The following is a 22,758-nucleotide window of genomic DNA, read 5'->3' on the forward strand; positions in this document are numbered from 1 at the left end:
TGATTCCGGTACGGGCGGGTCAGTTATCCTGTGTATATCCGTCCTCATCCGGGGGATGGTTGGCGGGCAGGTGGACTGACCGGAGGCTTCGGGCTTGGAAATGCAGGGATTTGAGCTCTGCCATGACCAGGTCGGCGGTGGCCTGCTTTACCTCTGCTGCCGGAGCCTCCGGGGAGGCAGCCTCCCGGGCGCGTTTTCGGTAATCCTCGGCAGATGATATCGTTCCGGCGGAGAAAACTACCACATCCTCGGTGATAAAGTCATCGGCCATGGTTCCTTCCTGGTTCACCCGGAGGATGTTTCCGGAGATTCCCACGGGCAGAACGTAATCGAAGGCCCTGAGGTATGAATCCACCTCGGGAAGACCCCGCCGGGTAGCCTCATTGCCCGGACGGTACCGGGTGCCCGAGGGAAACAGGAGGATGATGTATCCGTCGTGTTTTCTCCGGACCATTTCATGCAGAGCCGCCATGTTTATCTGTCTGCTCTTCTTTTTTTCCTCGGCCCATTGGTCTGTGCCCTCGTAGGGCTGAAGACTCCGGGAGGGATAGATGACCAGACGGGTGTATGCCTCGGTGAAGGCCCGCACGAAGTCGCTTTCGGCGTTGAGTTTTAGACCGGCCATGGGAATGATGCTGTTGCTCACCTTCGGACCGGCCTGGGTAGACTGGCTAATCAGGTAATGAAAGGTTGGAATATCAAAGTTGCTGTAATGCTCCATGAGCAGCAAGCAGGATTTCCCCTCTTGGGCGAGCTCGAAGAGGCGGTGTAGTTCATGAATTCCCTCGATGCGGCTACCGGGAAGCAGGAGCTCCTCCACTACCTCATCGATGAGTTTACGGTTTTTTTGGTTTGCTTCTTGAAAAACCCGGTCACTGGTTACTGATGATGAATGTTTTGAATTAGCGATGAGCTGTTTTGCAACGTGCCCGTACCGCTGTTTTACTGTTTGCATGTCCTGCAGTATACCCGAAGGGTGCTGTTATTAAAAGTCGGGATTTCAAGGGAGTCCTCCGGAGGCGGGAGTCGGCGGTCAGGGTAATCCGGTCAGCAGGTTGGGAAGCTCCCATAGGCTGGGGATGCGCGGGGCATTCAAATCACCATAGCGTCCGAATTCATCAATAAGAACCCCTATGCCCCCCACATCGATGAAGCCCTGAACATAGCTGGGCGCATCATCAATGAAGACTGTTTTTTCGGCCGGGACGTTTAGGGCCGATAGAACCCGCCGATAGGAGGCTGGGTGGGGTTTTCCCTCCAAATCGTTGAAGGTAATGTCGAAAACGTGGGTAAAACATGACCGGATTCCCAGGCGCTCCAATACCCGCTGGGCATGGAAATGGGGTGAATTGGTGAAGACGGCCTTGGGATAGGGCAGGCTGTCGAGGAAGCTGGTCAGAGCTGGGTTTTCCGGAATAAAGGGCTCAACATCTTCTGGATGAACTTGCTCAAGGAACTCAACAGTGGTACGCAAGCCGTGCTCCAATTGCAGCCATCGGAGGGTCGTTCCGTGGTTTAAAAATCCTGATCGGCGGGCTTCAGCAGCCTTCTCCTCGGAGATACCCAGGTACCGGGCTACATAGGCGGTCATTCTGCGGTGTATTTCCTGCTGCATACCACTGGATTCAGGGTACAGGGTGTTGTCCAGGTCAAATAGTAGGTAGTCAATGGTCATGGGGCTATTGTGGTATATGTAGCTTGGAAAGGGCAATGCCCTCCTCGTCGGCGCCCATGGAGGGGTTCAGTGGATCTATTATCCGTCTGCCCCCGGTTACATAATAATAGAAGTATGTGCCCGGACGAAGGTTCAGGGTGATTCTGAATACCCCGGGTTGGATCTCCTTGAGGCGGTGGAGGTAGGGATCCCATTGGTTGAATGTTCCTGAGAGGTAAACCAGGCTGCCCGAGGGTGCCTCGAAGAGAAAGGTGACCTCCCGGAGGCTCATGGGGCCTGTTTGCGAGACCACCGGGGTTTCCTTGGGAATTAACGGTGCCTGGGGCAGGGGAACCTGGGATATTTGGATGCCGCTGAGTAGGCGGCGCTGGTGCGGATTGTTTTTATCATTGATCCATACTCCGTCCACCACAAAACGGTACTCCAGGGTACGGATCTCTGAAAGCAGGCTGTCTTCGTAATCAAAAAAGAAAAAGAATACGCCCTCGGGGCTGCGATCCATGGCGTGGAGGACCCGGTACTGTTCATGCCCGAAGGCTACTGCTACCTGGCGCGGCCCCCGGGACCGGTACTGGATCTGATTCCGGTATCCCACAGTTTCGGACTGCCGGGCGGGCTCATAGGTGAGGATGATCTGCTGCTGCTCCGGGCGGAGGACCGGCGCCTGGGCGCGGGACAGTCCGAGAATAAATAAATGATCCTCAACGGACATTTGCCGGGGCAGGGCGGAGTAGTCTCCGGGTTGTACCGGTTCTGCTTGAGAAAACAGTGGTAGGGTGCCGGTTATCAGCACGAGCATTGCCGCAATTAGGGTCGGTGTTCGGCGCCGATGGTAGATACAGACCGGTAGGAACAGGTGTTTCATACGAAATCTATTGTCGACAGATATGCAAGAATCCTTGAGAATACTGTAGAATAGCCGACAATTGAGCAAGAGGAGACGGAGCATCCGGGCATGCCTAGTATTGAAGACCTGAAACAGTTCAATCAGCAACTCATTCAGACCGGTGAAGAAGACCGGATCAAGGCTGAACGCGGGGAGGAGGTGGAAATCCTTGATCCCCCCAGCCCTGAGCAGGCCCAAGCCCTGGCCTCCCGCAACCGCCTGCGGGTACGGAAGAATCCCAACGCTCCGGAGACCGGAGCTGCTGATTCCTCCGGGAAGGCCGAGTCCTCCGAAGACCGAGAGCCCTCGGCAACCCCCGAGGGGGAAGAAAACCCCAGCATGGACGATTTTCTCTCTTCAACCCTCGGCGGAGGGGAGGATCAGGCATCAGAGGATGGCGGCCAGAGTCCGGATTTTGATTTTGGCGACTTATTCGCCTCGGATGATGGCGGTTCAGAATCCGATGAATTGGATCTTGATGCCCTGGGACTAACCGATGCTCCCGAGCAAGCTGATTCCCCAGGGGAGGATGAACAGAGCCTCCTAGATGACTTTCTGAACGATTTTGCCCCCCAGGAGGATGAGGATCTCGAGGAGGCGCCGTCCCAAGACGAGAACTTTTTCGATCAGGGTGATGAGATTCCCGGGGGCCGTGTCGAGCCGGGCGGTCAATCAACGGAGCCGGGCGAACAGTTTTCAGAGCCGGGCGAAGCAACAGAGCCGCCAGACCAACAAACAGAGCCCGACCAACCATCAGCAGAGACCGGGTTCCCGGATTTCACGGATCTGGAAACCGGCCCCGAACCGGACACCGACATAGATTTCGGAGCCGGAACTGAGGGAGAGGCTGGAACTGAAATCCCGGATTTTGCCGACCTGGAAGAGGGATCGGCACCGGATTCCGATGACGGTTTTGATATCCCGGATTTCGCCGACCTTGATATGGATACCGAAGGGGCTGCGACCCCGCCTGATTTTTCGGACCAGGAAGCCCTGGAGGACCTTGGGACCGGCGAGAGCTCCGAGGAATCGGAGTTCTCCATCCCCGAGGATCTGGCATCCCAGGAAGATCTTGATTCCGGCTTGGATGTCGGAGGTCCTGATGACGGATTCGATTTCGGATCCGATGCAGACCTGGATTTTTCCGGGGCGGATTTCGAAGCCGACCTGGATTCCCTTGAAGCAGATATGCCGACAGAGGATGACGCCGAGCAGGGGGCCCCACCTCAAGAGATCGGGGAGCCCGCCCCGTCCGAGGATGACCTTGACAGCTTCGGTGACCTGGATGAACCCTCTGAACTACCCGATGACCTGGCGGATCTGGACGATTTTGCCGAATCCCCCGATGACCTGGAGGACCTGTCTGATCTGGCGGACCTTGAAGAATCCCCTGAACCCCCGGACGACCTGGCAGACCTTTCTGATCTCGACCAGGATGACCAAACTCCTGAAACAGCCGGTGACCTGGACGATCTATCGGATCTGGCGGATCTTGATCAGGCCGGGTTCGGAACCGATGACTTTACCGCTGACGATTTCGGCAGCGATGACTTCGGCAATGGCGATTTTGGTGCTGCGGATTTCGGAGAATCAGAGGGGCCCGGTGAGCTGGGAGAGCCGGGTGAGGCCTCCCTGGATGACAGCTTTGCCCAAGAATCCCCCCAAGAACCCCCCGATTTTGATGATGCCTTCGGAGCTGAGGGCTTCGGGGGTGACGAGGAATTCTCCGATGAGTTCAGTATGGGGGACTTCGGAGCGGAGTTCGGAATCCTGGACGATGAACAGAGCCTGCTGGGAGACGAAGAGGTTTCTGTTCCCGGCGAGCAGCCCCTGCCCGATGAAGAGCTCGGGATGGCCACCAGCAGCGATGAGGCCCAGGGGTTTGGCATCAGCGATGATGAGTTCGGGGCATTAAAATCCACCCTGGCCGTCCTGCCCCTTAACCTGAAATTAGCAACCGCGGAAGCCCTGACAAAGCAGGACCTGCCCTTCGAGGGACAGAAGGCCCTCATCCAAGCCCTGGTTGCCGGCGAATCGGCTAAAAAAATTGCAGCCCATGTAAACAAACTGACCGGCCGAAGAATCCAGGTTCCCCGGGGCTATGAAAAGAAAACCGGGGAGGAGTTCGCCCGGGAACAGCAGACCTTCGCCTATCAGTTCCGGGAGAAGATATGGCCGGTCATTCGAATCTCCGCCCTCATAACCCTGGCTGTGGGATTCCTGGGCTTTGTAGGCTACCGGTATGTCTACGAGCCCCTCTATGCCGCCAGCCTGTACGACCAGGGTATTCAGAACATTCAGGCGGATCAGTATCCCCGGGCAAACCTGCTGTTCGGCCGGGCATTTACCATCTGGCCCGATGAAGGACGGTTCCTTCAATACGCCCAGGAATTCTCGGGAAAACGGCAGTACAGCCTCGCCCAGGAAAAGTACCGCCAGGCCATCGAATATAATCCGGAGAACCGCACCGCCATCCTTGAATATGCCGACTTCGCCGCCTACACCCTCCGGGACTACCAGGAATCCATTGATACCCTGTCCATCCTGCTCAATAAATCGAAGAACGACTTCGACCCCCTCCTGGCCTACGGAGATGTGTACATGGAATGGGCCCGGTACACCCGGGAACCCCAGCCCAAGGAAGAACGGTACGACGAGGCACGGTTCGCCTACGTCCGGCTGACCAACGTGTACGGCCAAACCGACCAGCTCCTCTATCGCCTCATGCTCTATTTTATCCGTACCGACAACCTTCCCGGGGCCTTTGAGCTGCACAAGGTCTTCGCCTTGGATCCCCGGGCCTCGGTAAACCCGCGCATCTATGCGGAGCTCGGGGGATTCTACGTCGATCGCCACCTCTCCGGGGAACGCAATCCCTTTGAGGGCCGGGAAATCTCCACCGAAGAGCGCCTGCTCCTGACCCTCCCTGACCTACTGGAGGAGGCCCAGGAGGTTCTCCAAGCCGCCATCGAACAGGATCCGCGGATTCCCGAGGCCCACTATAATCTATCCCGGGTGTTCGCAGAGCAGGGAAAATACGACCTGGAGCTCCAAGCCCTGAACAGCGCAGAGACACTGTTTTCCCAAACCCGGGAGAACCGCCCCCTGAACCAGTTCGAGGCGGCCCAGGAAATAGACACCCACACCCGCCTGGGAGTCAGTTACCAGCGAACCGGAAACAACCTCTCCGCCGAGCAATACTACCGCCAGGCAGCCGCCCTCTACGAGCGCGCACGGGATAACGCCTGGGTTCAACCGGCCCACGATTACGGAAAGATCTACGCCAACCTGGGCGATCTCTATTATTATCAGGGCAACGACTACCCAGCGGCCCTGCAGTTTTTCCTCCAGGCCCGGCAGAACGGCTTCGGCCAGTCCGAGCTTCCGGAAATGACCCTGCTGCGCCGGGATCTATCGTATAAAATAGGATACATCTACTACCTGCAAGAAGAGTTCACCGATGCCCTGGATTATTTCAACCAGGCCGAAGGCTCGACCCTAACCCGGAATAACAATCTGCTCTACGCCAAGGCGAACACCTACTACCAACAGGGAAATTACCCCGCCGCGGTGGCCCATTACCGGATCCTCGCCAACCGCCTCGTCCAGGAACGGGACCGTATCTCTACCTTCCTCGTACAGGAGGACTCTACCCACCGGGGGCTCATCGACTTTACCATCCGGACCTACAACAATCTTGGAGCAGCCCTCCATCACCTGGCTCTTATGGCCGGCCCCCAGCGTGGGCAGCACCAGGTGGAGGCCCAGTACTACTTCTCCAAGGCCACCGAGCTCTCGGAGAATCTGAACCGCGACCTGGATACGGCGGTGCGGGCCGATACCCGGAGTGTTGCCTACCTGAACCTGCGTTCCGTCTTGGTGCCCGGCTTCGAGGATCAGGTGCTCCTGGATCCCGACCTGCGCAAGGATCTTCAGGCAGAGGTATTCTAGGCCGGCGGGTTGCCGGTTGTTCTGGGGGTTGGTTTTTTTGTTCTAGGGTGATTCGAATGCCGGGGGGCAGCTCCCGGCATTTCCGTACCTATTCACGCTCCAGGGGTACATCCACCATCCAGGAATGAACATCCTCCACCGCCCCGTATTGGATCCCCTTGAGGGTCTTAAGCAGATCGAGGGTTAGGTCGCCCATTTTACCCTGGTTGAATACCGAGGTTCTCCCCTGATGGGTCAGGGATTCGATGTAGCTGACCCCTGCGGCGGTCCCGGTTACAAAACACTCCTGCCCATCTTCCATGGCCTCGTCTATGCTGATGGGGCGCTCTTCCACCGCTACTCCCTTGTCCAGAGCCAGCTGAATAACCGATCGACGGTTAATACCATTGAGAATCCGGTCTTCTACTGCAGGGGTTACCAGGGTGCCGTCCTTCAGTCGGAAGAAAATATTACAGCTAGATCCCTCTTCGATAAACCGGCCCTCCCGGGAATCGAGGAACACCGCCTCCATGTAGCCCTGGGCAATGGCCTGTTTCTTGGCCAGAGTGGGGATCACGTAATTGGCATTGCATTTTATCCAACCGGTGCCGTTGGGTGTTGCCCGGACCATGTCGGTGGTAATCGCTTTAGAATTGGCATCGGGATCAAAGTAGCTGCCCACCGGGGTGGCTGCGATAACAACCCAGGGAAAGGAGCTCAGGTTCAAACCGATGCCGCCCTCGCTCAGGGAGAAGGGACGCAGATACACCGAATCGGCGGTAACGAAGTGGTTGGCTTCCCATTCTTTCCAGTACTCGGGGCGGAACCCCAGGGCTGCATTTCGGGCCACGATCTGGATGACGGCCTTCTCGAAGAGGTCCCCGGGGTAGCCGGGCATTTTCAGCCCCTTCATGGAGGCCTCGAAGCGGGATGCATTCATGTCGGGGCGGAACACCTTCAATCCGCCCCCGGGCTGGGGGTAGGCCTTGAGGCCCTCAAAGCAGCCCATGCCGTATTGGCTGGTGTAATTTATTAGAGGAAGATCGGGAAAGCTGTTGCGCAGTGAAAGCAGGCTGGCCCGGTCGCTGTCTCCCATCCGTGCTTCTTCTTCGGGGGTGCGGTGTGGCTTTTCCTGGAATTCCTCCACCCAGCCCTGTCCGTCATACTTCGCCTTGTACACCCAGGGGTACACACTTAGGGTAAAACCTGCAGCCATCTCAATCCTCCTTAGGACCTCCATATTACGGCGTACCCCGAAGACAGGTCAATCCTCGCTCCCCGCCCTCGGCCGGTATGATGCCGTATTGCCATCCTGCTGTATCTAAAAGTAGACAACTTGTGAAAATTGAAACAGCGGCTATAACTGAATACTAATCAATTACCCCGGGGCGCCCCTAGCTAAAAAACTTGACAGTAAATTCAGCTGGTTGCTATACTGATTCAGAAATCCTAAGAATAAGGGGAAACCCTGACGGCCGTAGGCCTCAGCCCCGCAACCTTCAAGGAGGAACTTAAATGAAGAAGTTAACTCTCGTACTTGCTGCTCTTCTTCTGGTAAGCGCTGGCGCATTCGCTGTTGATGTGGTGCCCACTGCTGCTATCGAAGGAAACGCGTCTGTTACCTTTGGTATCGACCTGAACGATACCTCAACTGGTCTTGCAAATGCCAATGAGGCAAAGCTGACCATCACCCTGGTACCCGAGGATACCACCGAGTCTAAGGGCGAAGGTGCTCCCACCGGGTTCATCACCCTGAAGTTTGATGCTATGGGTAATTCCGATGACGGTAACTTTACCCTCCGGGCTTCTGTAGACGCTGCTAAGTTGAACCTGACCGACATGATCAGCCTGAACATCCTCGGTCTCGACAAGACCGTGAACAAGGCTTCTACCGGTATGGGAATCAATCCCGGACTCAAGATCGAATCTGCTGTTGTAGCTGATGTTTCTGAAGCTGTTGCAGAAGAGCACAAGGGTCTTGGAATCGGTTTCGACTTCGGCGCCGCTACCCTTGATCTGGGCGTAAGCTCTGCATATGACTGGATTGCTGCTGACAAGAATACTGATAACGACTACAGCTTCTACGCTGGTGTTGCCCTTACCGCTGTTGAAAACCTGACCGCTGAAGTTGCCTTCAATTTCGAGTTGGAAAATAATACTTGGGGCTTGGGTATTAAGGCCGGTTACGACCTGGGCATCGTTCCCATCCTTGTTGGATTTGATTTCAACTCCTCCAATGCATGGCAGCTTGGTGCCGGTCTTGCTCTGAAGCTTGGCGACGGCGAAAAAGAAGCCTTCGGTGCTGATGATCCTAAGTTCAAAGAAGGACTTACTGTAGGATTCGGTATGGATAGTGCCGATCCCATGGGCATTGACCTTACTGCATCTTTCTTCGACGGAGCCCTGATTCCTGTTGTAGACCTCCTGGTAGTATTCGAAATGGCTAATCTTGAAAATCTCGGTCTCGGTGTACGTGCCGACTTCGACCTGGGCGACATCGATCCCTATGCTGAGTTCAAGCACACTGCTGCTGCAAACGCTCTTGAAGTTGGTGTAAGCATGGCTGTTATCGACCTGACCACCTTCACCCTGAAGTATGTGAGCACCGATCTCGGAGACGACAGCGGTGTTATCACCTTCGAAACCAAGGTTTCTTTCTAAGTTAGACCTTAGTTAGGTTCTTGTGAGGCTGTCCTGCCTGGTGCGGGGCAGCCTTTTTTGTTACCCTGGCGTATAGTCAATTGTTACCCAGCCGTTGGAGGATGATGAATGAGAAAGATTGTAACTGTAATACTGCTTCTGAGCTCAGCAGCCCTGGTTATCGGACAGACTGCCATCCAGGGAGAGGGTTGGCGACTGAACGCCTACCCCTATGCCGAGGATATTCAGGAACTGGTGAACCGGGAGATCCAGGACGGGTATGTACCTGCGGGGCTACATGTGGTCCCCGGAGAATCCATCATGGTGCTCTTCCATGAATCGGATCAGGAGATAGATCAGTGGGCCTTGGTGGCTATCGATTCCCTGGACCGGGTTAATGCCGAGGTGTCCGGGTTCCTGCAGGAGGGCTGGCTTCCTGTGGATTTCTCCATGACCGGGGAGGATATGCATGTGCTGTTTCTGAAAACCGATTACGAGTTTACAAGCTGGCGGATTGTTACGGCCACCTCGGACAGCGATGAAGCCCTGCTTTCGATCATCGGGGATGTAACCAAAACCCAATTCGACGAAGACCGAATTCTATTCGGGGTAAACGCTCTGGGTAATCAGGTACACCTGCTTTTTGTTGATTCCGATACCCTGTTAGCCAATAGTCAGATGGCTGTTCAGGTCTATCCAAACGACGGGGAGGCATTTTACAACGCCCTGAACGAACATCTGGCAGCCGGAGCAGTTCCGGGTGGATTTGCCCTGAGCCAGGACCGGGTGGTCATTCCTTTCTTCCGCTAGGTCAGCAAAAAAAACTGCTTTTTTCTCATCGGTTTGAAGCAAAACCACTGTTTCTCACGGATATAAGGTATGACGCGTCGGAAGCAACCTAATGATTCAAGGAGAAGCAGAAATGAGCAATTTTAATCAGGTACTGATAGAGGGTAATCTAACCCGGGATCCGGAGCAGCGCCTTACCCCCAAGGGTACAAAGGTGACGGTTTTCTCCATAGCCTCCAACCGGTATTTTGGAAGCGGCGAAAACCGAACCGAAGAGGTGAGTTTTTTCGAGATCGAGGCCTGGAACCGGCTTGCTGAGGTGTGTGGTGAGTATCTGACCAAGGGACGCGGTGTGCGGGTTATCGGCAGGTTGAAACAGGACCGCTGGGAAACCCCCGAGGGAGAGCACCGGAGTAAGGTTAAGGTTATAGCCCGGGAGGTTGAATTCAAACCCCAGGCAAGCCGTCAGGAAACCGAGGCCCTTAAGTCTGCAGTAGATGGAACCGAGGATGGGAATAGCCTCCCCGATGACGGTACCCAAACCGATAAGGCAGCGGCCGAACGCCCCGAGGCGATGGTTATCTAGCTAAATCCGGGTTACAACCCTTCTGGTAAGCTCGAAACCCGCGGATGGGAGTTGATGAGTTCCTCTTTGGTCTGAGTAGTCTTGGACAGATGGTAGTATGCTCCTGATTGCCGGAATGCCGCGAGGTGTTTCGGCTTTTTTGTGGTCTCTGGAAAAAAAAAGCCTTGACCCCGGAGGAATTTCCTTTTAAGCTGAACCCCATGAAGCGTTACTGTATAGAGAAACACTGCAAGCGAAATCTCAGTAACATTTGGAACTGGCGCCCCATGTAGGATTGTTCCCGGGTGCTGCTGTGTCCTAAAGGTCCATCCGCTCTCGGGATGGACCTTTTTTTTAGGTCAGGGATTAACGGGGATGCTAAACCTTGTATTGAGATACGATGAGGAGCGGAGGATTCATGGATGCGAAGAATCAGGTTGTAAAAATAGTTGCCGGGGAGAGGTTCACACCACTGACCTTGGCCAAAAAGCTCGGAGCCCGGATCATTCTGGAGAGCTCCAGTTTTCAGAAGGGAAGAGAGCGCTACAGCGTGCTCATGGTACAGGAGGCCTTTCAGGTTGAGCAGAGAGACGGTCAGGTGTTTTTTAGTCCTGCGGATCGGCCGTTAGAGCGCTACCGCCTGAAGAGCAGCGCCAGAGACATTTTGGATGTACTCCTATACTTTGCAAACCAGCATAAACCCCCTCACCAGGACTTTCCCTTTCCGGCGGGAGGCGTCGGATTTTTAAGTTTCGAATTCGCCAGGTACTGCGACACCATACCCTTCCGGGATAAACCGAATAGTCTCGGACTCCCCGAGGCCCGGTTTCTCTTTGGACACGTATTCATCATCTTCGATCATTATACGGATCTCCTGTACATCATCGGGTTGAATTACAAAGAACACAGCATTGACCTGCATGCCGCCCTAGAGGAAACCGAGGCCCGCATTAACGATCTGAACTTCAATTATCTGCAGGATGATGAGACTGCCTATCCCTGTGTCAGGCTGACCGGCCACGAAGCAGATGAGGAATACAAGAAAAATGTTGAGGCCATCCGTAGGGAGGTGGTAGCGGGAAACCTGCTCCAAGGGGTTCCCAGCCGGCGGCTGCAGTTTAAGACGGAGATTCCGGCGTTAGAGGCCTACCGGAGGCTGCGGAGGACCAATCCGAGTCCCTACCTGTTTTACCTAAACTTTGGGGAATACGAGTTGTTCGGTGCAAGCCCTGAGGTCCATTGCAAGGTTAAGGAGGGACGGGCTGTGGTCCGCCCCATTGCCGGTACCCGGCGGCGGGGGGCTACCCGGGCTGAGGATCTGGATCTGGAGCGGGAACTTCTAGGGGATCCCAAGGAGCGGGCCGAACACCTCATGCTGGTGGATCTTGGCAGGAACGACCTTGGCCGGGTCTGTGAACCGGGAACGGTGCAGGTTAAGGATTATATGATAATCGAGCGATATAGCCATGTCATGCATATTGTGAGTCAGGTGGAAGGCGATTTACTTGAGGGTAAGACCGGCGCCGACGCCCTGCGGGCTACCTTTCCTGCGGGAACGGTTTCCGGCGCTCCGAAGATACAGGCAATAAAGACCATTGACGCCCTGGAAACAGAACGGCGGGGGTTTTATGCCGGGGTCGTGGGGTATATGGAGCCCGGGGGTAATCTGGATACCTGTATAGCCATCCGCAGCGCATTGAAACAGGGCGAGGTTCTGACCTTGCAGGCCGGCGGGGGAATTGTGTTTGATTCCAAGGCTGATCGGGAACTGGAGGAGACCAACGAAAAACTTGGGGCGTTGCTTCGGGCCATCGGCGCTGAGCAGCAGCCGTTGAATCACCCTGAAAAAAGCGAGGAAACCCGATGATTGTATTAATCGATAATTATGATTCGTTTACCCATAATCTGTACCAGTATCTGACTGAGATAACCTCTTTGGAGGTGCGGGTTGTTCGAAATGACCGGATTGATGTCCAGGGGATTCGGCGTTGGAAGCCGAGCCATATCATTATCAGCCCCGGACCGGGACGGCCCGAGGATGCCGGGATCAGCCTGGAGGTGGTGAAGGCCTTTGCCGGGGAGCTGCCTATTCTTGGTGTTTGTCTTGGGCACCAGGCTATAGCCCAGGCCTTCGGTGCGCGGATCGTGAGCGCCCAGGAGATTGTTCACGGTAAGGCTGAACCCATAACCCTGGATGGTAAGGGGTTGTTCCGTGCGATTCCCAGCCCGGGGGTGTTCACCCGGTACCATAGTTTGGCGGTGGAGGAGAGTACCCTGGGGGAGGAGTTCGAGATTACCGCCCGGGCGGATGATGGAGAAATCATGGGAATTCGCCATCGGGAGTTTGTGCTCGAGGGTGTCCAGTTTCATCCGGAGTCCATCGCCAGTGAGTACGGGAAAACACTGCTTCGGAACTTTTTGAACTACCGGCGTCAGCCCTTCGTAGGCGCCCAGCTTCTGAGTGCCATCAGCCGGGGAGAGGATCTTACAGCCGAGCAGGCGGAGAGCTTTATGGAGGAGCTTACCGAGGGAAACCTGTCGGATATCCAGATAGCCGGGTTTTTGACTGCCCTTAATACCAAGGGAATCGCCGCCGACGAGATTGCCGGTTGTGCCCGGGTGCTCCAGCGCAAGCGGGTGAAAATCACCAGTTCCAAACCGTGCTTGGATACCTGCGGTACCGGTGGGGATGGTCTGGGGACCTTCAATATTTCCAGTTTATCGGCCTTGGTAGCATCGGCCTGCGGCGCCCGGGTGGCCAAACACGGGAATCGGGCGGTGAGCAGCCGGAGCGGTAGCGCAGAGTTCTATAAGGCCCTGGGGTTTGTTATAGAGCTCAGTCCGGGGGATACCTCCGCCCTGCTGGAGCGGAACGATTTCGCCTTCCTTTTTGCACCCACGTACCACGGCGCCATGCGGTTCGCTGCTCCTGCCCGGCGGGAACTCAAGGTAAAGACAATAATGAACCTTCTGGGCCCCTTGGCGAATCCTGCGGCGGCGGATTATCAGCTCATCGGCGTGTACAGTGAGGACCTTTGCCCGGTTATCGCCCGGGCCGCCCATATGCTGGGAATCAAGCGGGGGATGGTAGTCCATGGCCGGGACGGCGAGGATGAACTTTCGGTGGTCACGACCAGCCGGGTGGTGGAGTTCGATGAACAGGGCAGGCTGACATCCTACGATTTTGACCCTGCCTCCATTGGTATTTCCGGGTTTACCATTGATGATTTAATCGGTGGCGATGCAGACCTGAATGCGGAGCTTGCCCGGCAGGTGGTACGGGGCCAGGGGGTTGCCGCCATCCGAGAATCCGTCTGCCTGAACGCGGGGGCGGCATTAAAACTCTACGGTCTTGCCGGTTCTATAAAAGAAGGGTACCAGATAGCGAAAGCCGCCCTGCAATCCGGGAAGGTAGCCAGGAAAATTGAGGATACGATCTTCCTGAGCCGGCGTCTTCGGGAAGAGGCAGAGGCGGCGGAGGCTGGCGAATCGGACAAATCCCTCCAGAGCACCGGAGGTCGCGTTTCATGAATATCCGGGATGAGATCGTAGAAAAACGCCGTCAACGAATTGCCAGCCACGGGCATACCATGGGTTGTTCTGTTCCTGAGGAGCGTAGGGTACCAGTGCTTCACTTCGGATCCGATCCTCTGGTTATTTGCGAGGTAAAACGCAGGAGCCCGAGTAAGGGAGTCATTGCTGAAGAATTAGATCCGGTGAAGCAGGTCGGTTTGTATGCCCAAAGCGGCATCACCTCGGTGTCCGTTTTAACCGAAGAAGACTATTTTTCTGGCAGCCTGGCTGATTTGATGGCAGTGAAGGAAGCCTTCCCTGGAGTAGCGGTCCTGCGCAAGGATTTTTTGGTGGATGTATCGGATGTGGATGTCAGCTACCGTGCCGGAGCCGATGCTGTTTTATTGATTGCCTCCATGCTGACTCCGCCGCTTCTCGGTGCCATGCTTGAACGGGCCCGGGGGCTGGGCATGCAGGCCCTTGTAGAGGTCCATTCCCTGGAGGATGTGGAGAAGGTTCGTCCCCTCCGGCCTCAGCTTATGGGAATCAATTCCAGGAACCTGGAGACCTTCCAGGTTGATCTCCTAGACCCCCTGGTGTTGTTGCCTGCCATTGATTGGCCGGCCAGGGTGGTTTTCGAGTCAGGAATCTTCCAAGCCCACCAGGCATTCTGGGCAGGCCAGGCGGGATTTTCCGGGGTTCTGGTGGGAGAGGCGGCGGTTCGGAACTCCCGGCTGCCCGGTCTATTAGGGCCTGCCCTGGAACAGGGGATTGCGGCTGGACGGAAGGGCCCGGAGTCCTTTTGGCCCGTGCTTGCCAGAAGGTTGTTTAGTCTGCGACTCGGTGTCGGTGGAGGCCGTAAGGGCTATGGCGGTCCACTGGTAAAGATCTGCGGAATAACGAACCGGGAGGATGCAGAGCTAGGGGTTTCCCTTGGAGCGGATGTTCTGGGATTAGTCTTTGTTCCCAGCCCCCGGCAGGTCGGCATGGAAACTGCAGCTGCTCTGGCGGATCTGCCGGTGTTAAAAGCCGCTGTGGTGTACGCCGGGGGGCCGGAGTTTGAGACCGCCCTGGAGGCTGTCCGGAATGGATTTATTGATGTGCTCCAGCTCCATGGGGATGAGGAGCCTGAGGAATGTTGGCAGATTCCCGTGCCCTGGTATAAGGCGCTTCGGGTGAAGGATCGGAAGGTTGTAGACATGGCCTCGGCGTATTTGAGCCCCCGGATCTTATTCGATGCCTACCACCCGGATCTCCGGGGAGGTTCGGGCAGAACCATGGATGAAGGCTCATTGGAGGCGGCGGGTAGACAGCCGGGCCCCTGGTTGGCCGGTGGATTGAACGACCGAAACATCCGGGGCTTTCTGGAGGGCTACGAGCCGGAACTTGTGGATGTTTCCAGCGGTCTGGAGGCTGAGCCGGGGAGGAAAGATCCGGAGAAGATGAAACGGTTTTTTGAGGAGATTCATAATGTCAGATCCCGATAGGATAGTGCAGAGTTTTTTTGGTGATTTTGGGGGACGGTACGTAGCGGAGGTGCTGAGGGCACCCCTGGATGAGCTGGAAGTCGAGTTTATTACGGCTATGCAGGATCAGGAGTTTCTCCGCCTGTACCGCAATCTCTTACGGGACTTCGTTGGAAGACCCACCCCGCTGTTGTATGCAGAGAATACCAGCCGTGAGATCGGCGGCGCAGATATCTATATAAAACTTGAAGGCCTCGCGGCAACTGGGGCCCATAAGATCAATAACGCCCTGGGTCAGGGATTGTTGGCGAAGCGGATGGGCAAAGGCCGGGTTATAGCGGAAACCGGGGCGGGACAGCACGGGGTCGCAACTGCGGCGGTCTGTGCGAAGCTGGGAATACCCTGCCGGGTGTACATGGGAGAGGTGGATGTCCGACGTCAGCGGCCTAACGTGTTTTCCATGGAGCTTTACGGGGCGGAGGTTGTTCCGGTAAAGACAGGATCCAAAACCCTGAAAGATGCGGTTAACGAGGCTCTGCGGGACTGGGCTTCCAGTTTCCAGGACACCCACTACCTGCTCGGCTCTGCCCTGGGACCGAGCCCCTTTCCTGATATGGTTCGGGAGTTTCAATCAGTCATCGGGCGAGAGCTGATTGAGCAGACCCAGGAGCGGGGGATTGTCCCGGATGCCATGGTTGCCTGTGTGGGCGGTGGATCTAATGCCATCGGTTTTTTTGCCCCCCTTCTTGAGCGCCGGGAGATACGGATGATCGGGGTTGAGGCCGGAGGCCGCGGATCTGCTACGGGAGATCATGCTGTTCGAATGGAGGGCGGCGGCCGTCTCGGTATCGTTCAGGGGTACAAGAGCATGTTTTTATTGGATTCGGACGGCCAGGTACAGGATACCCATTCTGTGAGTGCAGGATTGGATTATCCGGGCATCGGGCCGCAGTTAGCCTACCTGGGAGCCAGCGGGAGAGTAGAGTTCACCCGGGCATCGGACCAGGAGGCCCTGGACGCCCTTCGGGTATTCGCCCGAAATGAAGGGGTAATTTTCGCCCTTGAATCTGCCCATGCCGGAGCCCAGGTCCTGAAAACCGCCAAGGAACTCGGGCCGGGGAAGACGGTAATCGTGAATATGTCCGGCAGGGGAGACAAGGATATTTTCATTACCGCTAAGGAGCTTACACCCCAGACCTGGAAGGATTTTATGCAGCGCGAGGTGCAGGAGATAGAAGCAAAGGAGAAACAATCATGACCCACCTGATGGCCCATATGATACCCTACTTCCCGGATTATCCCACCAGCTTGGAGGCCGCCCGAGCCTTGATAGATGCCGGTGTGTCTTTCTTGGAGATTCAGTTTCCCTTTTCCGACCCGACGGCTGACGGTCCTACCATCGAGGCTGCCTGTACAACAGCCCTTGCTCAGGGGTTCTCGGTGGACCGGGGGTTTGAATTTGTTAAGGCCCTGGCGGGAAGGGGGCCGGAGATAGTTATAATGACCTACGCGAGTCTGGTAATATCCCGGGGGGTGGACCGGTTCTGTAGAGATGCAGCCGCCGCCGGTGCTTCCGGCGTAATAGTCCCCGACCTGCCTGTGGACAGTGATGAGGGTCTTTGGAACGCTGCGGAGAAAGCGGGCCTTACCGTCATCCCGGTGATTGTTCCCACGACCTCGGAGGAACGCTTACAAAAAATTGCCGGCGTTAATCCCCGGTACATTTATTGTGCTCTTCGTACGGGCATTACCGGAACGCGAACCGAGCTTGGGGCAGAGAACCTGGCCTTTCTGGATAGGGCGGGAAGGACCGGAGCTAAGATTCTGGCCGGCTTCGGCATCCAGAGCCCGGAGCAGGTGCGTACCCTAAAGGGGCATGTGCACGGAGCTATTGTCGGTTCCGCTCTGGTTCGGGTGATCAGCCAAGCAGCGAGTCCTGAGGCCTGTTATGAATCCCTGTTGGGTGTGGCCCAGGAGCTTGTACGGGCTTGAAATGCTGGGGTTGAGGGGCTAATGTGTATCTATGAAAGTACCACGGAGGAAGTAATGGCACAGGAAGTAACCCTAACGGTGGATAATTTTGAGGAAGAGGTTTTGAAGTCACCTGTTCCTGTCTTAGTTGATTTTTGGGCAGAGTGGTGTATGCCCTGCAAGATGATTGCTCCTGCCCTGGCCGAGATGGCTCAGGAGCTTGACGGAAAACTGAGGATCGGAAAGGTAAACGTAGACGACCATGGGGAACTTGCCCAACAGTACAGCGTAGTCAGTATTCCAACCCTGTTAGTATTCAAGGACGGATCCATGGTTAAGCAGCATGTCGGAGCAGCACCGAAGCCGACCCTCCAAAAGATTGTGGAGCCCTTTATTTAGTTCCATTATTGCGCACTATATAACAGGTTGAAATACTGTATGCCGGGCATGGGAGCTGTCTGTTATGTTATCGATTTGAATTGTACCGGTCGGTGGTATTTTCTCCACCCAGGGTTGCCCCGCCTGTGGGAGCTATGAACCATTCCTGGGGAGCAAAACCCCGGTTGAGGGTACGGGTAGAGGTGCTGCCGGTGTTAGATATGAAATGACTCGGGGTAAGGTTTGTATCTCCTGCTATACTCCAGACATTCATGGCTACCAACTCTTCCGCTGTTTCCAGACTGGCGGCACTTCCGAATCCCCCGTAGGATTCCGCAGGTTCAGCAGCACGCTTGGTGTACATCATGGCATCAACAACCGATTCCGGCGAGGTATACATGGGGCTGACGGTGAGGGTAATGGCCTGGCTCGTATCCGATAGCCCCCCTGGTAATAAAAACACCGGTATATCTGGATTTACCAGGCTCAACCGCAAACCATCAATTGTACCGGACATACCATCAGAAGCCTGTAGGAAGCCCCAGTAGGTATCCTGGAACCGTTCGAGGCGACAGGGCTCCAATATGTGTTCTTCCGTCCGCAAGAAAACCACCGCATAATCTCCCTGGGACATTTCCAGGTCCGGAAATACCAACCGGGATGTGAACCTGTTCGGTGTGCCGATCCAGAGGGTCTGGCCGCCCAAGGAACCGCCCTGGAGACACATCAGCTCGATGGCTTCAGGTCGAGTTTTCGAATGGACAGACCGAATTTCATTGAGCTGAAGCACCGCAGGCTGGGTATTGAAGCCGAATCCAGGGAGGTCGAAATACAGGGCGTTGTCTGAAAGATCATGTACCCTGCCCTGGATACTGAAGGGTTGCCCTAGGCCGGAAGCCGGATCGGTATCCCAAAGTAGGATCAGACGGCGGTCCTCGGTACTGGCAGCCGTCGGCGGCCTCTGGGTGCTGACCAACCACTCCTGGCCGCCCTGGGGCAGCTGTACCGGCTCATTGAACCAGATGGTGAACTCCCCGGGTCCGGTCTGCTGGAAGGTTTCAATCCATGGAGGAGTGTTGTCCCGTTGTCCCGTGAGCAGGGGGAAGAAGGGGGTGCAGGACGATAGAATCACCCAAACAAACATGCTCAGGGCGGCTGGTATGGCGCTTCGTTGTTTCATGCTATAAATACCGTGGAGGGAGGCGATTTTACTTCAAAATGTACGTACTACCATCTGTTTTATGATGATTCTCGGGATCTGGGCGGTTCCCGGGGCCGGGGCTCAGGTGCCGGAGATTGTTAATCCCCTGGGACATTTACTCGGGGTAGAACTGGACCTGGTAGGGTTCCCCTATCTGCCCTCCAATGGGTTGGTCTACGATGCCGCCCGATACCAATTAATTTCCGAATCGGGTGAGGGAACCACCCTAGAGGTCTACCGCCTTGAAGCAGGGGAAGAGCGTGAAGGCCGGCGGGACGGTTCGGCTGCTCTGGATGGGGTGAACTCGGGCGAGCAGGAGGATCCCGTGGCTGAGTTTCTTTCCTCCGGGGGGGTGGAAGCCGGCTTATGTGCCGAAGGAGGCTATCGGTACGGCTTTGAAGACCGCTATGTTCTAGCGTTTCCTGGAGAGCAGAGCTGGTTCTTCTTCGTATTCCCCGATCGTTCCTTGGGGGTATGTGAGTTTGTGGATGCCTTTTTTGAGATGTACCGCTTCTTTCAGGAGCGGTTGGGGCAGGGGGAGCCCAGATTTCCCGGTATTGTGGGTGGGCTGCCGGATTAAGGCCCCTATGGTTCCGGCCGAGCAATGGTGCTCCCAAGCCTGTATACCACCCCGGGTTGGGTAGAGCGATCCGGGAGCAAAGCCGGAGGTAGTGGTACTATCGTGACGGCAGCATGGTTTACCCCCGGAGCGTGGGATAAAAATCTAAGCAGGAAGGCGAAATTTGACGATAAGCCGGGTATGGCTTTGGATACCTATTTCTGGAGAATCTTTGATCATTCCGCGAATCGGCTGAATGGGCGGCGGGCAAGCGGCCCAGGGCAATCCTTGGTTCGTGCTGTAGTATTCCCCCTCTATCTGTTTCTTATCGTTCTGGTTGCTCCCGGATTTGGTCAGTCCAGCCCCGATTCCCCGTCCCTCAGAATAGGTCCGGAGGATGTCCGGATAGAACAGAGCATTGAGGGCGGCTACTACCTCTACATTCAGAAAACGCCTGGGATATCATCGGTACTGATTACCGAGTCCACCGAGGACCCGAACAAAGAGGTCGCCAGTTATGCATACCGGAATCCGGAATACCATCCCGAGAATGGAGACGAACGACGAATACTGGATGGCGAGTTTCTTACCACCCCGGGGCTGTACTCTCTCATTGATTCTACCCCGGTGGAGGATGAGCAGTTCGGCCAGGCCTTCCGGATCTTTATTCCCTATATAATCGTATACGGCTATCCCTGGACCAGAAATGGTGAGGAACAGGTCCTGGACGGCACCTACCTGAGTATCAGAGCCTTTGAAAAACCCTATGCCGATTATTCCGGAGCCTTCAGGGATAATCCCTTCCGTATCAGGGTGGCGGAGCAACGACCCTCCGAGGGACCCCCAGAGGGTAATTACATGGACGATACCGTTGACCGTTTCACTGAGGTGAGCCAGGATACTGCGGGTGTTACCCGGTACTCCCTGGGTGAAGAAGACCTGGTGGATACCATCCGGGAAATTCTGGAGGATCAACCCTCAGGGCCCCTGGAGCTTGTGTTCGCCATTGATACCACCCAGAGCATGGAAGATGATATGCAGGCCGTCCGGGCTACCCTGGTTTCCATCCTCGCTGAGCAGGTTGAACGCTTTGATCCCCTCCGGATCGGATTTGTCCTCTACCGTGACTACCTGGAGGAATACATGGTCCGGCTGGTACGCTTCCGTGATGGTGTAGACCACGTGCAAGCCACCCTCGATCGAATCCGAACCGCCGGCGGACGGGATATCCCCGAGGCTGTGTACGAGGCGCTTCACACCGCTGTAACGGAGTTTGACTGGCGAACGGATAACCGCCGGATCGTACTGATCGGCGATGCACCTCCCCATCCCCGACCCCGGGGAAGGGTGACCAAGGAACTGGTGGTTTCCGAGGCGGAGAGCCGCGGGGTAGTGGTGGATGTCATTATCCTGCCCCACTAACCCCAGTCTACTCGTCGGTCTGTTGCAGTTCCTGAAATTTTGCCTGGGCGAGAACCAATATCCAGGACGGCAGGGCTCCTTGTTCGCCGGATTGATCGGCGTCAGCCTCATTCTGTCCGGGTTGATCTTCATACTCATCAATAATGGCTTGGAATTCCTGGAGGGCAAGATCGGTTTTTCCCTCTTTCGCATGGTAATGGGCTCGGTGGTATTCCGCGGTGAGACGCTGTTCGGGATCCTCTGAGAATCGGGTAAACACCGCATCAACATAGACGTGGGCTGCCTTATAGTTGCCCTGGTCCGCATATTCCTGGGCTGCTTGGAAGAGCTCCGGGGCGGTGAGGTTCTCAGGAACCTCATCGGGAACCGAAGCACAGCCGCTGAGGGCCACCAGAATTCCCAGTGCCAGGAGAAAAAGGATTGGTGTAATGGGTAGGGTAGTTTTCATACCGGTAGTATAGCGGACTTTTACCACGGAACCAAGAGATTCCGGCTGCAGACCTAGGGTTCCTGCTATTGATCCTCAGGGAGGGTCTGCAGGGTAAGCGGGTCGTAGATCTCATCCTTGAGGGGGAGGGAATCTTTCAGGTTTCTCAGGAATTCGCTGACCTCACCCATGGCTTCATAATGGGGGCATGATTCAATGCTCCGACGGGTGACGGTGAAATACTTGTAGATTTTTTCCTCACCCAGACGTTTCTTCCACATACCCCGGGCACAGCGTACCCGGAGGACGCAGCCCTCACCCTCTTCGGCAGGAGTCGGAATGATTTTGCAATGCAGGCAGTTTGCGCAATAGATTTTGTCCTGCTCAGATTTACTAATCATTATAGAGAAAGTTTATCATAGCCGTTCTATTTGGGTCAATGTAGAGGGTCTTTCAAAAGGGTGTTTTATTAGAATCATCTTGACCCGATCATTGCCTGATCCGGGGCAATTGGGCTACTATCCAAGCAATGATTGCAACCGTTATAAACGCTATCGCTGTAATTCTCGGAGGTCTTGTCGGATTAGCCGGTGGAAAGAAACTGGAGCGCAATACCCCATTGCAGAACACTGTGTTCTATGGAATCGGCGTCATTACCCTGATCATCGGGCTGATGATGGCCCTGCGTACCCAGCGTATACTCTATCTCACCCTATCGCTGGTATTCGGGGGCATAATCGGGCATCTGATAGGGATCGAAGGGGCCATACTTCGCCTGGGGCGCAGTATCGAAGGACTCACCCGGCGGAGGGGATCCAATCCACGGAAACCTGGCCCAGTACCCGGGGCCCCGGTCCAGGCTGAGCAAACCATGGAGGACTCCGAAGCCAGGGCTGCGCGGTTCGCTCTGGGCTTTCTGGAAGCCTCGGTGTTGTTCTGTGTGGGGTCCATGACCATTCTGGGATCCATTCAGGCGGGAATCGAAGGGCATTACAGCATTCTGTTAACCAAATCGGTTATGGACGGCTTTATGGCGGTACTATTGGCGGCGGGGCTCGGAGCCGGTGTGCTGTACTCCTCTATTACGATTTTGGTGTATCAGGGGATTCTAACGGCTATAGCATCCTGGGCGGGAACCGGGGTACCCGATCTGGTTCTTTCAGAGATAAGCGGTATCGGAGGAGCCATGATCATCATGATCGGTATTAACCTGCTGCAGCTTAAAAAGGTGCCCACAGCCAATTATTTACCCGGGCTGGTGCTCATAGTCATTCTGAGTCTATTGGACCCCTATCTGCCAGGGGTGTTCAAGTAGGATAGGCCGGCAGCCGGCAGC

20 protein-coding genes are annotated in these 22,758 nt (G+C 55.7%); 13 read left to right on the forward strand and 7 right to left on the reverse strand.

The window, feature by feature from the left end:
* Positions 1 to 19: 19 nt before the first annotated feature.
* From DC28_RS09875 to DC28_RS09885, 3 genes are all read right to left on the reverse strand, one after another.
* Positions 20 to 955: a lysophospholipid acyltransferase family protein gene (locus DC28_RS09875; RefSeq protein WP_037548067.1), complete on the reverse strand. Its 936-nt coding sequence runs from the start codon at positions 953 to 955 to the stop codon at positions 20 to 22.
* 78 nt (positions 956 to 1,033) lie between these two features.
* Positions 1,034 to 1,675, reverse strand: coding sequence for a pyrimidine 5'-nucleotidase (locus DC28_RS09880; protein ID WP_037548370.1), 642 nt, complete (start codon positions 1,673 to 1,675; stop codon positions 1,034 to 1,036).
* A gap of 4 nt (positions 1,676 to 1,679) precedes the next feature.
* Positions 1,680 to 2,540, reverse strand: coding sequence for a hypothetical protein (locus DC28_RS09885; protein ID WP_037548068.1), 861 nt, complete (start codon positions 2,538 to 2,540; stop codon positions 1,680 to 1,682).
* 90 nt (positions 2,541 to 2,630) lie between these two features.
* Here DC28_RS09885 and flcA point away from each other — a divergent pair, with 90 nt between their 5' ends.
* Complete coding sequence (gene flcA, locus DC28_RS09890; protein ID WP_037548069.1) at positions 2,631 to 6,512, forward strand: periplasmic flagellar collar protein FlcA; 3,882 nt, start codon at positions 2,631 to 2,633, stop codon at positions 6,510 to 6,512.
* An 88-nt stretch (positions 6,513 to 6,600) separates the two neighbouring features.
* Here flcA and DC28_RS09895 read toward each other — a convergent pair whose 3' ends face one another.
* Positions 6,601 to 7,707, reverse strand: a complete 1,107-nt coding sequence (locus tag DC28_RS09895) for an aminotransferase class IV (RefSeq protein ID WP_037548070.1) — start codon at positions 7,705 to 7,707, stop codon at positions 6,601 to 6,603.
* 299 nt (positions 7,708 to 8,006) lie between these two features.
* On the opposite strand from DC28_RS09895, the gene DC28_RS09900 reads away from it, so the two are divergent.
* The 9 genes from DC28_RS09900 (at position 8,007) to trxA (ending at position 17,834) form a co-directional block, all read left to right on the forward strand.
* Positions 8,007 to 9,152 (forward strand): hypothetical protein, encoded by a 1,146-nt coding sequence (locus tag DC28_RS09900; protein WP_037548071.1) that lies wholly within the window; start codon positions 8,007 to 8,009, stop codon positions 9,150 to 9,152.
* Between the two features lie 108 nt (positions 9,153 to 9,260).
* Positions 9,261 to 9,941, forward strand: a complete 681-nt coding sequence (locus DC28_RS09905) for a hypothetical protein (RefSeq protein WP_037548072.1) — start codon at positions 9,261 to 9,263, stop codon at positions 9,939 to 9,941.
* 112 nt (positions 9,942 to 10,053) lie between these two features.
* Positions 10,054 to 10,506 (forward strand): single-stranded DNA-binding protein, encoded by a 453-nt coding sequence (locus DC28_RS09910; protein ID WP_037548073.1) that lies wholly within the window; start codon positions 10,054 to 10,056, stop codon positions 10,504 to 10,506.
* 397 nt (positions 10,507 to 10,903) lie between these two features.
* Positions 10,904 to 12,352 (forward strand): chorismate-binding protein, encoded by a 1,449-nt coding sequence (locus DC28_RS09915; RefSeq protein WP_052078735.1) that lies wholly within the window; start codon positions 10,904 to 10,906, stop codon positions 12,350 to 12,352.
* A complete protein-coding gene (locus DC28_RS09920; protein WP_037548074.1) occupies positions 12,349 to 14,016 on the forward strand; it encodes a bifunctional anthranilate synthase component II/anthranilate phosphoribosyltransferase in 1,668 nt (555 codons plus the stop codon). The genes DC28_RS09915 and DC28_RS09920 overlap by 4 nt, the downstream gene beginning before the upstream one ends.
* On the forward strand, positions 14,013 to 15,485 hold the full coding sequence (trpF, locus tag DC28_RS09925) for a bifunctional indole-3-glycerol phosphate synthase/phosphoribosylanthranilate isomerase (RefSeq protein WP_037548075.1): 1,473 nt from the start codon (positions 14,013 to 14,015) through the stop codon (positions 15,483 to 15,485). Before DC28_RS09920 ends, trpF begins: the two co-directional genes overlap by 4 nt.
* Entirely contained in the window at positions 15,469 to 16,722 is a 1,254-nt protein-coding gene (gene trpB / locus DC28_RS09930) for a tryptophan synthase subunit beta (RefSeq protein WP_037548076.1), read from the forward strand. The genes trpF and trpB overlap by 17 nt, the downstream gene beginning before the upstream one ends.
* Positions 16,719 to 17,456, forward strand: coding sequence for a tryptophan synthase subunit alpha (gene trpA, locus DC28_RS09935; RefSeq protein ID WP_037548077.1), 738 nt, complete (start codon positions 16,719 to 16,721; stop codon positions 17,454 to 17,456). Before trpB ends, trpA begins: the two co-directional genes overlap by 4 nt.
* A 54-nt stretch (positions 17,457 to 17,510) precedes the next feature.
* Complete coding sequence (gene trxA, locus DC28_RS09940) at positions 17,511 to 17,834, forward strand: thioredoxin (protein WP_037548374.1); 324 nt, start codon at positions 17,511 to 17,513, stop codon at positions 17,832 to 17,834.
* Between the two features lie 67 nt (positions 17,835 to 17,901).
* Here trxA and DC28_RS09945 read toward each other — a convergent pair whose 3' ends face one another.
* A complete protein-coding gene (locus DC28_RS09945; RefSeq protein ID WP_037548078.1) occupies positions 17,902 to 18,993 on the reverse strand; it encodes a hypothetical protein in 1,092 nt (363 codons plus the stop codon).
* A gap of 61 nt (positions 18,994 to 19,054) precedes the next feature.
* Between DC28_RS09945 and DC28_RS09950 the strand changes: the two genes are divergently transcribed.
* Both DC28_RS09950 and DC28_RS09955 read left to right on the forward strand, forming a co-directional pair.
* Positions 19,055 to 19,594 (forward strand): hypothetical protein, encoded by a 540-nt coding sequence (locus tag DC28_RS09950; RefSeq protein ID WP_156104652.1) that lies wholly within the window; start codon positions 19,055 to 19,057, stop codon positions 19,592 to 19,594.
* Between the two features lie 102 nt (positions 19,595 to 19,696).
* Positions 19,697 to 20,995 (forward strand): vWA domain-containing protein, encoded by a 1,299-nt coding sequence (locus DC28_RS09955; RefSeq protein ID WP_238565803.1) that lies wholly within the window; start codon positions 19,697 to 19,699, stop codon positions 20,993 to 20,995.
* Between the two features lie 7 nt (positions 20,996 to 21,002).
* Here DC28_RS09955 and DC28_RS09960 read toward each other — a convergent pair whose 3' ends face one another.
* Together DC28_RS09960 and DC28_RS09965 are read right to left on the reverse strand one after the other, a co-directional pair.
* Positions 21,003 to 21,443, reverse strand: coding sequence for an outer membrane protein assembly factor BamD (locus DC28_RS09960; protein ID WP_156104653.1), 441 nt, complete (start codon positions 21,441 to 21,443; stop codon positions 21,003 to 21,005).
* 65 nt (positions 21,444 to 21,508) lie between these two features.
* On the reverse strand, positions 21,509 to 21,823 hold the full coding sequence (locus tag DC28_RS09965; RefSeq protein ID WP_037548081.1) for a hypothetical protein: 315 nt from the start codon (positions 21,821 to 21,823) through the stop codon (positions 21,509 to 21,511).
* Positions 21,824 to 21,951: 128 nt separating this feature from the next.
* On the opposite strand from DC28_RS09965, the gene DC28_RS09970 reads away from it, so the two are divergent.
* Entirely contained in the window at positions 21,952 to 22,737 is a 786-nt protein-coding gene (locus DC28_RS09970) for a DUF554 domain-containing protein (RefSeq protein WP_037548082.1), read from the forward strand.
* Positions 22,738 to 22,758: the final 21 nt, after the last annotated feature.

It is taken from the genome of Spirochaeta lutea (genome assembly GCF_000758165.1).
Classification (GTDB): Bacteria; Spirochaetota; Spirochaetia; order DSM-27196; family Salinispiraceae; genus Spirochaeta_D; species Spirochaeta_D lutea.